General features: G+C 46.7%; 11 protein-coding genes. 8 read left to right on the top strand and 3 right to left on the bottom strand.

The features are described 5' to 3' along the window. Positions 1-4 precede the first annotated feature (4 nt). From NFI80_RS13885 to ileS, 3 genes are read right to left on the bottom strand one after another with little or no spacing between them, the layout of a single operon-like run. Entirely contained in the window at positions 5-175 is a 171-nt protein-coding gene (locus NFI80_RS13885) for a hypothetical protein (protein ID WP_233795404.1), read from the bottom strand. Between the two features lie 19 nt (positions 176-194). Beyond that, positions 195-644, bottom strand: a complete 450-nt coding sequence (locus NFI80_RS13880; RefSeq protein ID WP_235162686.1) for a DUF6934 family protein — start codon at positions 642-644, stop codon at positions 195-197. After that, positions 644-4,090 (bottom strand): isoleucine--tRNA ligase, encoded by a 3,447-nt coding sequence (gene ileS / locus NFI80_RS13875; protein ID WP_235162687.1) that lies wholly within the window; start codon positions 4,088-4,090, stop codon positions 644-646. Before ileS ends, NFI80_RS13880 begins: the two co-directional genes overlap by 1 nt. A gap of 196 nt (positions 4,091-4,286) precedes the next feature. On the opposite strand from ileS, the gene can reads away from it, so the two are divergent. The 8 genes from can to NFI80_RS13835 all read left to right on the top strand — a co-directional run bounded on the left by can (position 4,287) and on the right by NFI80_RS13835 (position 12,269). After that, complete coding sequence (gene can, locus NFI80_RS13870; RefSeq protein WP_026630650.1) at positions 4,287-4,919, top strand: carbonate dehydratase; 633 nt, start codon at positions 4,287-4,289, stop codon at positions 4,917-4,919. Between the two features lie 108 nt (positions 4,920-5,027). Continuing rightward, positions 5,028-6,194 (top strand): PepSY-associated TM helix domain-containing protein, encoded by a 1,167-nt coding sequence (locus tag NFI80_RS13865; protein ID WP_235162688.1) that lies wholly within the window; start codon positions 5,028-5,030, stop codon positions 6,192-6,194. A gap of 118 nt (positions 6,195-6,312) precedes the next feature. Then, positions 6,313-7,332, top strand: a complete 1,020-nt coding sequence (locus NFI80_RS13860; protein ID WP_235162689.1) for a bile acid:sodium symporter family protein — start codon at positions 6,313-6,315, stop codon at positions 7,330-7,332. A gap of 11 nt (positions 7,333-7,343) precedes the next feature. After that, the gene (locus tag NFI80_RS13855; RefSeq protein WP_235162690.1) at positions 7,344-7,958 is read left to right on the top strand and encodes a DUF4230 domain-containing protein; all 615 of its coding nucleotides are present in this window, start codon (positions 7,344-7,346) and stop codon (positions 7,956-7,958) included. Positions 7,959-7,986: 28 nt separating this feature from the next. Next, positions 7,987-9,363, top strand: a complete 1,377-nt coding sequence (locus NFI80_RS13850) for a glutamine synthetase family protein (RefSeq protein ID WP_235162691.1) — start codon at positions 7,987-7,989, stop codon at positions 9,361-9,363. A 34-nt stretch (positions 9,364-9,397) separates the two neighbouring features. Continuing rightward, entirely contained in the window at positions 9,398-10,171 is a 774-nt protein-coding gene (locus tag NFI80_RS13845; RefSeq protein WP_235162692.1) for a glucose 1-dehydrogenase, read from the top strand. 2 nt (positions 10,172-10,173) lie between these two features. Further along, positions 10,174-11,565, top strand: coding sequence for an aldehyde dehydrogenase family protein (locus NFI80_RS13840; protein ID WP_235162693.1), 1,392 nt, complete (start codon positions 10,174-10,176; stop codon positions 11,563-11,565). Further along, the gene (locus NFI80_RS13835) at positions 11,565-12,269 is read left to right on the top strand and encodes a glutamine amidotransferase-related protein (RefSeq protein WP_235162694.1); all 705 of its coding nucleotides are present in this window, start codon (positions 11,565-11,567) and stop codon (positions 12,267-12,269) included. The genes NFI80_RS13840 and NFI80_RS13835 overlap by 1 nt, the downstream gene beginning before the upstream one ends. Positions 12,270-12,297 lie beyond the last annotated feature (28 nt).

Here is a 12,297-nt window from a genome sequence, read left to right as displayed (position 1 = left end):
TGATTTATCTTTTCAACAAATGTTCCGGAACAGGATGCTCTTGCAAAAGTTTGCGGGCACCTTCCGCTTTCTTCAACACAACCGGGTGATTCGAAAGGTCCGGCAAGGTATTATCAACAGTTATCTTTGGAGATAAATTGGAAGGAACCAAATACTTTTTCTCTAAAACTTTCATAGCCACAAACCAGTGTTTATCATGAAATTAAGAATTTCCGTGCTATTAAAAAACTTTCGAAAGATCCATTAGGTTCAAAGGTTAACCATTCGACGCCATTAAAACCTAAAATTTGCAGATCTTCCTGGACAACTTCCCACACTTTCCCGATTGCGATTTGATATAACCGATTTCTTGACTTGGAATTTCCAGTCAGCACGATGCGCCGCGCTGGGTGTTCATTCAAATAGTTTAAAATGACAGCTATAACGGTCGCCATTATTTCCGGCATATCGCCGTTGTCGGTTACAGAGTCATCGATATAATTCTGCGTCACGGGATCAAAATCCAATAACGCAAGATTATAAATATCTATGCTTAGTTTGGAGAAAGAAATCGCTTTTTCGATAACTCCACGCTTGCCGATGCTTTCAAATTTATAGTGTGTTTCCGCTTCGTTCAGGACGAACGGATATGCCTGATACTGCATCAGGACACAACCTCAATCTTCACTTTCAACAAAAACTCATCCATTTCAATCTCGTTGGCTTCGCCGTTGAGGTCGTTGATGATGTTCAGTTCCAGGGCTTGCACTTCCTGGCAGATGTAATCTTTGTTGGCGGTTACGGCGCTGGCCAGCAGGCGGTCGTTGTCCTGTAATGTGATTTTTATTTTATCTGTTACATCGAAACCACTGTCTTTCCGCAGGTTTTGAACGCGGTTGACGAAGTCACGTGCTATGCCTTCGAGACGCAGTTCGTCTGTGATCGTAACGTCCAGCGCTACTGTCAGACCGCCTTCGCTCGCTACTAACCAGCCTGGAACGTCCTCAGCGTGGATTTCCACGTCGGTAAGGGCGATTTCGATGGGTGATGATGCGCCGTTTAGGGTTATCGAACCATTTTTCTCGATTTCCTTGATGGCTGCTTCGTCCATTGCGGAGATTGCTGCTGCCACTTCCTTCATTTTCGGGCCGAATTTCGGTCCTAATGTCTTGAAGTTTGGTTTGATCTTCTTGATCAATATGCCGCTGTCATCATGCACGAATTCAATGTTCTTGACATTAACCTCCGACAAAATAATGGCCTTAACCTGCTCAATCTGACGTTTTGTAGTATCATTCAGCACAGGGATCAAAATCTTAGAGAGCGGCTGGCGTACTTTGATCTTATGCCCCTTACGGATGGAGTGGACCAGTGAACTGATCGTTTGCGCTTGTTCCATGGCGGCTTCCAGGTCCAGATCAACATATTCTGCTTCGATCTTAGGCCAGTAAGTCAGATGCACAGATTCGTATTGATGGCCCGTATTATTGGCAATCGAAGCGGCGCGGTCGCCGTCGGTCAGGTTTTTATATAACCATTCTCCAAAAAACGGAGCAATCGGCGACATGAGCTGCGAAACGGTAACCAGGCAATGCTGCAAAGTTTCGTAGGCGGCTTGTTTGTCTTCCGTAAGACCTTCACCGGAATCCTGCGACGGGTTCCAGAAACGGCGGCGGTTGAGACGGATATACCAGTTGGAAAGCTGATCGGTTACAAAATCCTGAACAAGTCTTCCGGCCTTGGTAGGATTGTAATCATCAAATTGCTCACCAACTTCCTTCACCAATGTATTCAGCTTTGATAAGATCCAGCGATCCAGTTCCGTGCGTTTTTCAATGGGCACAGAAACGGTCTCATGGAATTCATAACCGTCCAGATTGGCATATAATGCGAAGAAATTGTAAGTGTTTACAAGTGTTCCGAAAAACTTACGCTGCACTTCACCAATGCCTTCAATGTTGAATTTAAGGTTATCCCAGGGTTCCGCATTGGTGATCATATACCAGCGCGTAGCATCAGGACCGAATTTGGACAGGGTAGCAAATGGGTCAACCGCATTGCCAAGACGCTTGGACATTTTGTTGCCATTTTTATCTAAAACCAAACCGGTAGAAACGACATTCTTGAATGCAACAGAATCAAACAACATCCCGGCGATGGCGTGCAGGGTAAAGAACCAGCCGCGCGTTTGATCCACGCCTTCGGAGATGAAATCTGCCGGATAACTTTGCTCGAAAATCTCTTTATTTTCAAACGGATAATGCCATTGCGCGTAAGGCATAGCGCCCGAATCAAACCAAACGTCGATCAAATCCGGCTCGCGGTGCATGATGTGGCCCTTCTTCGAAACCAAAACAATGTTATCTACATATGGCCTGTGCAGGTCATAATCGCCGTTTTCCAGCTTTAATAAATATTCCGAATTTTTAGCAGCCTGTTCTCTTGTCAGGTTTTCCGAAAGCAATGCTTCTTCCAGCTGATCTTTCAGTTCTTCAATCGAGCCGATGCAGACTTCTTCACCATGCTCGTTGCGCCAGATCGGCAGGGGCGTTCCCCAGTAACGGGAGCGGGACAGGTTCCAGTCGACCAGGTTTTCCAGCCAGTTGCCAAAACGGCCCGTTCCGGTGCTTTCCGGCTTCCAGTTGATGGTTTTGTTTAGCTCCACCAGGCGGTCTTTCATCGCTGTGGTTTTGATAAACCAGCTGTCCAGCGGATAATATAAAACCGGCTTATCCGTACGCCAGCAATGTGGGTAGGGGTGTTCGTATTTTTCTACTTTAAATGCCTTGCCTTCTTCTTTCAGCTTGATCGCTATCAGGACATCCGTTGCCCTGAATTCCGGATCATTTTGTTCTTCTTCGGAATAATATTCAGGCTTGACGAAACGGCCTGCGTAATCTGTGATCTCTTTTACAAAACGCCCCTGGCGGTCCACAATGGGCACATCTTTGCCGGTCTCGTCTTTCACCATAATGGCCGGAATGCCATTGGCTTGCGACACCCGGAAGTCATCCGCACCGAATGTCGGAGATGTATGCACAACGCCCGTTCCGTCCTCTGTCGTAACGAAGTCGCCCAGAATGACGCGGAATGCGGGTTTCGCAGACGCCTCAACCTTAGGCTGCACATAGGGCATTAGTTGCTCGTATTCAATGCCTTCCAGATCTTTTCCTTTCAATTCTGTCAGGATAGTCCAGGGCAGAATCTTTTTGTCACTGGCTTCATAACCTGCAAAGTCGCCGTCACGGCCCTTATCAGAGAAATATTTTGAGATGAGGTCCTTTGCCAAAACCACTGCGACGGGCGCATGTGTGTAAGGGTTAAAGGTTTTTACCAGAACATAAGTAATGTTGCCGCCAACTGTCAATGCCGCGTTTGCAGGAAGCGTCCAGGGCGTGGTTGTCCAGGCCAGGATGCGGATATCGGACTCAGAAAAGTCTGCGAAAACTTCCGCGGCTTTTGCGCCCTTTGTCTTAAACATGGCCACAATGGTCGTGTCCTTCACATCTTTGTAGGTCCCGGGCATGTTCAGCTCGTGAGACGAAAGCCCGGTTCCTGCGGCTGGTGAATAAGGTTGGATCGTGTAACCTTTGTATAGCAAACCTTTGTCGTAGAGCTTTTTAAGCAGGTTCCAAAGGCTCTCGATGTATTCGCTTTTGTAAGTAATATAAGGATCTTCCAGATCAACCCAGTAACCCATTTTTTCGGTCAGGTCATTCCATTGATCTGTAAATTTCATGACGGTCTGGCGGCATTTTTCGTTGTAATCTTCAACGGAAATCGTCTTTCCAATATCATCTTTGATAATGCCCAGCTCTTTCTCAACCTGCAATTCCACAGGCAGTCCGTGCGTATCCCAGCCTCCTTTTCTTTTAACCTGAAAACCCTGCAATGTCTTGTAACGGCAAAAGATATCCTTGATCGAGCGCGCCATAACGTGGTGAATACCAGGTGTTCCATTCGCGGAAGGCGGGCCTTCGAAGAATGTAAATGAAGGTGCACCTTCGCGTGTTTCAACCGACGCTTCAAATATCTTTTTGTCTTTCCAGAATTTCAGGACTTCGTCTCCAATCTGCGGATAACTCAGGTTTTTATACTCGTTGTATTTCATATGTGCTGTTAGCTGTTAGCGCTAGACTATTAGCTTTCTAATGTAAAAACAATGTATTAATAACACCAAACGGGATTTTAAGAGCGCAAAATTACGATTTTTTTTCTGCTAAAAGGATGCTTGGATTTCAATGAATGTGAAAGCATATTCTTATTTTGCAGCGCTTTCACAAGCTGTAACACTACTCAAAATATATATGGAACAATATCAAAGGCTGCTGGACTTCAATAAGACCTGGGCTGCCGAGCAGTTAGGCGTGGATGAATCTTATTTCGAGATTCTTGCCAAAGATCAAAAGCCCGATTTTTTATGGATCGGGTGTGCCGACAGCCGCGTTCCGGCGGAAGACCTTACGGGCTCGCGGCCCGGTGAAATGTTTGTGCACCGCAATGTGGCCAACCTGGTCGTGCATACGGATATGAACATGCTGAGCGTGCTGCAATATGCGGTTGAAGTGCTGCATGTCAAGCACATTCTGGTCGTTGGACATTACCAATGTGGCGGCGTGAGAGCTGCTATGACAAACAATGATTTTGGTTTGATCAACAAATGGTTGTGCAACATTAAAGATGTGTACGACAAGCATGAAACTGAACTGGAAGCCATCGACGATCAAGGCAAGCGTTTTGACAGGCTCGTTGAGCTGAATGTGATCCAGCAGGTGAAAAATCTTGCCAAAACCGACATTGTACAACGGGCGTGGAAGAAAAACCAGTCTTTGCATTTACATGGTTGGGTTTATGGAATGCACGACGGCATCTTAAAGCCAATCATCGACATGCCGCCAGGCACTGAGGTTACCGGCATTTACAAGTATCAATTTGACTGAAAAACAAGAAATCCTGGTCCTGATCGACCGGGATTTCTTGTTTTTTAAAATGTTCGCACTACATTAGTAATTTGATTGAGTCTAAATAGTGATAGGAACATTGCGTCAATGAAGAAACTGATCGGGAAATTACATCTTTACCTTGGCCTGACATCCGGGATTATCGTGTTTGTAGTAGCCATAACGGGTTGTATCCTGGCTTTTGAGCACGAAATAAAAAGCTTTACACAACCTTACATGTTTGTAGAGCCGCCGGTAAATGCCAAAGTGCTGCCTCCATCGGTTTTACAGGCAAGCGCTGAAAAAATGCTTCCCGGCAAAAAGGCAAACGGCGTGCTATATGGCGTCCCGACGCGCAATGCAGAAGTGGGCTTTTACAATGCGAATCCTGAATATTATTATGTCGTCTATGTGAATCCTTACACGGCCGAAGTGCAGCACGTCTGGAACGAAAAAGGCGATTTTTTCCACTTTATCTTACACGGACATTATTATTTATGGTTGCCGCCGACCATCGGCCAGCCCATTGTGGCGTCGGCGACATTGGTTTTCCTTGTGATGTTGATCAGCGGACTTGTGCTTTGGTGGCCCAAAAATAAATCGGCAGCAAAACAGCGCTTCTCAATCAAATGGAATGCGGCGTGGAGGCGGAAAAATTACGATCTGCACAACGTTTTCGGTTTTTATGTTTTGTCAATCGGCTTCCTATTAGGCTTTACAGGGCTGGTTTGGGGTTTCAAATGGTTTTCCCAGGGACTTTATACGGCAACGGGCGGTAAGGGCTCGGACGAATATTACCTTCCAGCTTCGGATTCAACATTGCTAGCCGGTGCGTTTACGCCTATTACCGCTGTCGACAAGGCATGGCTTGCATTGAAAAAGGAATATCCGGTTAATGAGGGGATCAATGTTTCGATTCCGCATACCAAATCTGAATCGATCTTCTCTTTCGTGAATTTCAGGGCTGGGACTTACTACAATGTTGATTACAATTATTTTGACCAGTATTCCCTTAAAAAAATAAAAATGACCGGCCCTTATTCCGGCCGTTTTAAGGATGCCGACTTTGCAAATACATTGCGGAGAATGAATTATGACATTCACGTAGGGGCTATTTTAGGGCTTCCGGGCAAGATCATTGTTTTTCTGGCCAGCCTAATTTGTGCCAGCCTGCCCGTAACCGGAACGATTATCTGGTGGGGCAGAAGGAAAAAGCAGTCCAGGAAACCTAAGAAAAACCTGCGCGCATTACAGCCGGACCTCGTCGCCAGATAACTTGCTTCGTTTAATCTGGTTGCCGCCGATCTGCTTTTAAGGTAAAATATTTCGGTCTGAAAGGAATTTTAGATTAAACTTTTCGCCTTCTATAGGAAACAACCTATATTGGGAACCGATGAGTAAAATATTTGATACAGCCAAAAAAGCAGGTTTGGACGGCTTTATGCTTGCTTTGCTAAGCATGATCCTGCTGGCCTGGCTCTGGCCATACCCAGGCATGAATGACAGTCCATTGCCGCTTTCAGAAATCTCTACCATTGCCGTTTCCATCATTTTCTTCTTTTACGGGTTAAGGTTAAGTCCTGAAAAACTGCGCGCGGGCCTGGTTAACTGGAAGTTGCATGTAATGGTGCATTTATCCACATTTGTCCTTTTTCCATTGCTTGCCCTGGCTTTCCGGCCCCTTTTCAAATCGGGTGACAGCCAGACATTATGGCTGGCGATATTCTTTCTGACGGCGCTTCCTTCCACGGTGTCGTCGTCCGTTGTTATGGTTTCCATCGCGAAAGGCAATATTCCGGCGGCCATCTTCAACGCAAGCATTTCGAGCCTGATCGGCGTTTTTCTTACACCATTATGGATGGGGCTGGTGATGGATGCGGGCACTGGGCACGCCGGTCCCGGGCATTTTGATCTGCTTTCAGTAGTCGGAAAGTTGTCTTTACAAGTATTATTACCAGTTTGTGCAGGCATTGCATTGAATAAAAGATGGGGCCATTTTGCGGAGCGATATAAAAAATACATCCGCTATTTCGATCAGTTTTCGATTTTGCTTATCGTTTACACCTCTTTTTGCGAATCGTTCGGGGAGCATTTGTTTAGTTCGCTGGGACTAAAAGAAATTGTATTTTTAGGGATAGGAATGCTGTCGCTGTTTTTCGGGATTTATTTCCTGCTCACATTCATCAGCAACCTGTTACATTTCAACCATGAGGACAGGATCACGGCCGTATTCTGCGGTTCCAAAAAATCCCTGGTGCAGGGCGCAGTAATGTCCAAAGTGCTTTTTCCAGGCGCTCAGGCAGGGTTAATGTTGCTTCCGATCATGATTTATCATGCTTTGCAACTAATTGCGGCGAGTATCATTGCGCAGCGGATGGCGCGTTTGAACGAGGAGGAGCGGATTATTAATTAAAACAGAATGATATGCGTTGGATAGTGCGTTTGCTTGTGTTGATCCTTTTGCTGGCCGGGCTTCAATCGATATGGAGTAATTTCAGGGCGGGTAACTGGGTGCCGGATTGGCTGGGCAGCCAGGAAAAATCCGAGACGACGCACGCGCTGGTTTTGGAGGAAATAACGACAATGGGTAAGTTGGAATTGGTAAAATATAATTTTAAAGACGTTGTTGAACAGCAGATTACAAAAATGTGGCTGCCCAATGCGAAGGCTATACTAATCGTCCAGGGCGAGGCGATCGGCTGTATTGATCTGACCAAAGTTGAAATTGCCGACATTACATCCGAAGCCGAAACACTGGTTGTGAATATGCCTGAGCCGGAACTTTGTGTTTTTAAGATAGACCATAGTAAATCAAGGGTTTACAATACAGAATATGCTTTCAATGAAGAAGCCAAGCTTGTCCAGGAAGCATATAAACAGGCGGAAAAGCAAATCCAGCGATCAGCTCTTGATATGGGAATTTTGGAACAGACCCAGATCAATGCCCGCAAAATACTGACCCCGGTTTTGGAAAAAGCATCGGGGAAAAAAGTGGTTTTGAAGTTTCCGCTAAATACCAAAATAGACAAGTTGCGTTGATACCAATTTCAAAAATTAACCCTTTCCAATGAGTAAAAGAGGATTCCTTACGCAAGAAGAACTTACAGCTAAGATCGGGGAAGGGTTGATAGAAACCATCGTTGTTGCTTTCACAGACCATTATGGCCGCCTGATGGGCAAGCGTGTGGATGCCGATTATTTCCTCGATTCGGTGATTAAATCAGGCACGCACGGATGTAATTATCTGCTCACAACAGACATGGCTATGGACCCGGTTCCGGGCTATAAATATGCCAATTGGGAGCTTGGTTATGGTGATTTTCACCTCGTGCCCGATCTCGCAACAATGCGGATCGCGGATTGGCTGGACAAGACGGCATTGGTAATTTGTGACCTGCATAATGAGAAATTGCATGCATTGGAGTCAATCGGTCCAAGATCGATTTTGAAAAAACAGCTGGAAATATTGCAAGGAGATGGTTTACAATGCTTTGCGGCCTCTGAACTTGAATATTATCTGTTGGAAAACAGCTATAAACAAGCATTCCAGCAAAATTATCAAAACCTGACACCGGCAGGCTATTATCTTGAAGACTACCACATTATGCAAGGAACGCGTAATGAAAAATATACTTCCGCAGTAAGGCGGCATTTGAAAAATTCGGGCATCGAAATTGAAACTTCAAAAGGTGAATGGGGACTGGGGCAGCATGAATTGAATGTAAAGTATGCAGAAGTGCTTCCTATGGCCGATAACCATGTGGTTTACAAGCAATGTTTGAAAGAAGTGGCGGACGCCATGGGCCTGTCTGTGACCTTCATGGCCAAGTTTCAATCCGACCAGGCCGGTTCCAGCAGCCATATTCACATGAGTTTGTGGAAAGATGGCCAGAATGCATTTGCAGGCGATCAGGAATTCGGGCCGGTGAAAGGTTCTGATATTTTTCGCTGGTTTTTGGGGGGCTGGATCCAGCATGTGCCGGATGTGATGCCGTTTTATGCGCCTACGATCAATTCATACAAGCGTTTTGTAGATGGTTCCTGGGCACCCACGCGCCTTGCATGGAGTTACGACAACCGGACGGCAGGCTTCCGTGTAGTAGGAAGCGGCGCCAGCTTGCGCATTGAATGCCGCATCCCGGGAGCGGACTGCAATCCGTATCTCGCTTTTGCAGCATCATTAGCTTCGGGTCTGGATGGGATCAAAAACAAAATAGAGCCGCCGGAATGTTTCATCGGGGACATTTATGCCGCGGCGCATTTGCCACGCGTTCCTTATACGCTCGCAGAAGCCACAACATTATTTGAAAACAGTGAATTTGCTAAAAATACATTTGGCAAAGAAGTCGTCGAGCATTACAGCCATTTTTTCAGATCCGAGCAAAGGGCGTACGACACGTCCGTGACGGACTGGGAAAGAAAGCGGTATTTTGAACAGATATAACTCAATTACTATCCATATTAACCCCATAAAATCCATGCGTTTAGAAAATAAAGTTGCGCTGATAACCGGCGGAAGTGGCGGAATCGGGCGTGAAACTGCACTTTTGTTTGCCAAAGAAGGAGCAAAAGTTGTTGTTACCGACGTCAATGATGCGGCCGGACAGGAAACTGCGGATGAGATCGTTGCTAACGGAGGCGAGGCGTTTTTCCTGCATTCGGACGTTTCCAAAGCCGCTGATAATGAGGCGGCTGTTGCATTCGCGGAAGAAAAATTCGGCAAGCTCAACATCATTTTCAACAACGCAGGCATTATGCACAGCGACGATGACAATGCGATGACAACCGACGAGTCCATCTGGGACCTGACGATGAATATCAATGCAAAAGGGGTGTTTTTAGGCTGTAAATACGGCATTCCTGCATTGCAGCGCGCAGGCGGCGGTTCGATAATCAACACTGCCTCTTTCGTCGCAATATTAGGTGCTGCTACTCCGCAGATTGCTTATACAGCTAGTAAAGGAGCTGTTTTGGCGTTGACGCGCGAGCTGGCCATTATTCATGCGCGTGAAAATATCCGCGTCAATGCATTGTGTCCCGGTCCGCTGCGCACGGAGTTGCTGATGAAATTTTTAAATACCGAAGAGAAAAAACAACGCAGGCTTGTCCACATTCCCATGGGCCGCTTCGGCGAGGCGAAAGAAATGGCTTATGCCGCATTGTTCCTCGCTTCCGATGAATCCTCATTTGTAACAGGAACGGATTTTCTGGTAGACGGCGGGATCACTTCTGCCTATGTAACGCCCCTCTGATCATGGCAACTCAAAAAACGATAAGCCCGATTGACGGCTCCGTATATGTGGAACGCACCTTAGCAGAGCCGCAGGAAGTTGAAACAGCATTGGCTAAGGCCGTTGCTGCACAAAAAGAATGGCGAAAAACTTCGCTGGATGAACGGGAAGCGATCTGCCGGAAAGCGGTGGAATATTTCCTGAATAATGCAGATGAAATTGGACTGGAACTGACCTGGCAAATGGGCCGGCCGATCCGGTATACGGCCAATGAGATCAGAAAAGGATTTCAGGAACGCGCCAATTATATGATTTCCATCGCACCGAAAGCGCTGGCCGATGTGGAAGTGGAGGAAATTGCAGGGTTTAAAAGGTTTATCCGGAGGGATCCGTTGGGCGTTGTCTTCGTGGTTGCGCCGTGGAATTATCCTTATCTTACTTCCGTGAATTCCGTAATTCCGGCTATTATGGCTGGTAATGCGGTTGTCTTGAAGCATGCGCAGCAAACACCATTGTGTGCCGAGCGCTATGCCGCGGCTTTCGAATATGCTGGTTTGCCTGAGGGTGTATTTCAATATCTGCATTTAAATCATGAGCAGGTGGCCCGGGTGATTGTGGATACGCGCATTGATTACGTGGCATTTACAGGCTCGGTAGAAGGTGGACATGCAGTTCAGAAGGCGATTAATGAACGTTTTATCATTGGCGGACTGGAATTGGGCGGCAAAGATCCTGCCTATGTGCGCGCGGATGCTGATCTGGCAGACGCGATTGAAAATCTCGTGGACGGTTCGTTCTTTAATTCAGGGCAATCGTGCTGTGGGATCGAACGGATTTATGTGCATAAGGACGTTTATGATCAGTTTGTTACTGACTTTGCAGCATTGACCAGAACTTACACTTTGGGAGATCCTACAAACACCGGAACAACGCTCGGCCCGATGGTCCGCACGGCGGCAGCTGAATTTGCGCAAAAGCAGATAAATGAAGCCATTTCGCAAGGTGCTACGGCATTGATCGATCCGGAACTCTTCCCTGCACACCAGTCCGGGACGCCGTATTTTGCACCACAAGTGCTTGTTAATGTGAACCATAACATGAATGTGATGACCGAAGAAACATTCGCGCCGGTGGTGGGCATTATGCCTGTGGAAAGTGATGAAGAGGCCATCAGGTTGATGAATGACAGCCAATACGGGCTTACTGCTTCCATCTGGACGTCGGATATAGAAGCTGCGCTGGCAATAGGCGAGCAAGTAGAAACCGGAACCTGGTTCATGAACCGCTGCGATTATTTAGATCCTGCCCTGGCATGGACAGGTGTAAAGAATTCTGGCAGAGGCTGCACGCTTTCCACGGTCGGTTATGAAGCATTGACCCGACCAAAATCATTTCATTTGAAAATTAACGCATAATGGCGGTGAAAGTTGGCTTACTCGAATGCGATCACGTGCGGGAAGAGCTGCGGCACATAGCGCGCGATTACCGGGACATGTTTCCGGCCCTGTTTTCAAATGTGGCACCGGAGTGGGAATTTCATTTCTATGATGTCTGCAATGGTCACTTTCCTGTGTCCGTTGAGGAATGTGACATCTACATTTGCACCGGTTCCAAAAGTTCGGTTTATGATCAGGAAGATTGGATTACCCGGTTAAAAAACTTCGTGGTGGACATTTATCAGTCCCAAAAAACATTTATTGGTGTCTGTTTCGGGCATCAGATGTTGGGAGAGGCATTAGGCGGGAAAGTGGAAAAATCATTGGTTGGCTGGTGTGTGGGCGTGCATCGTTTACAGCTGATCGCCCGGGAAATCTGGATGCAGCCGTTTACAGATGCATTCAATTTGCTGATGATGTGCCAGGATCAGGTGGTGCAATTACCGCCTGATGCTACATTACTGGCCGAAACGCCCGACTGCCCGCATGCCATGTTCCGCGTGGGTGAGCGCATGTTGGGGATACAAGCGCATCCCGAGTTTTCTAAAAAATATGACCAGGCATTAATGGAGCTCCGGGTAGAGCGCATTGGCGAAAAAAAGGTTGAACTGGGCATCGCCAGTCTGGAATTGCCGACGCAGGAAATCATGTTTGCGCATTGGATAAAGAACTTCTCTTCTTAATTTTATCCCAACAAGCATTAAGCTCACC

The organism is Dyadobacter chenhuakuii (assembly GCF_023821985.2).
Lineage (GTDB): Bacteria > Bacteroidota > Bacteroidia > Cytophagales > Spirosomataceae > Dyadobacter > Dyadobacter chenhuakuii.
The sequence above is the reverse complement of the archived record's forward strand: the minus strand, read 5'-3'. Positions and strand labels throughout refer to the sequence as shown.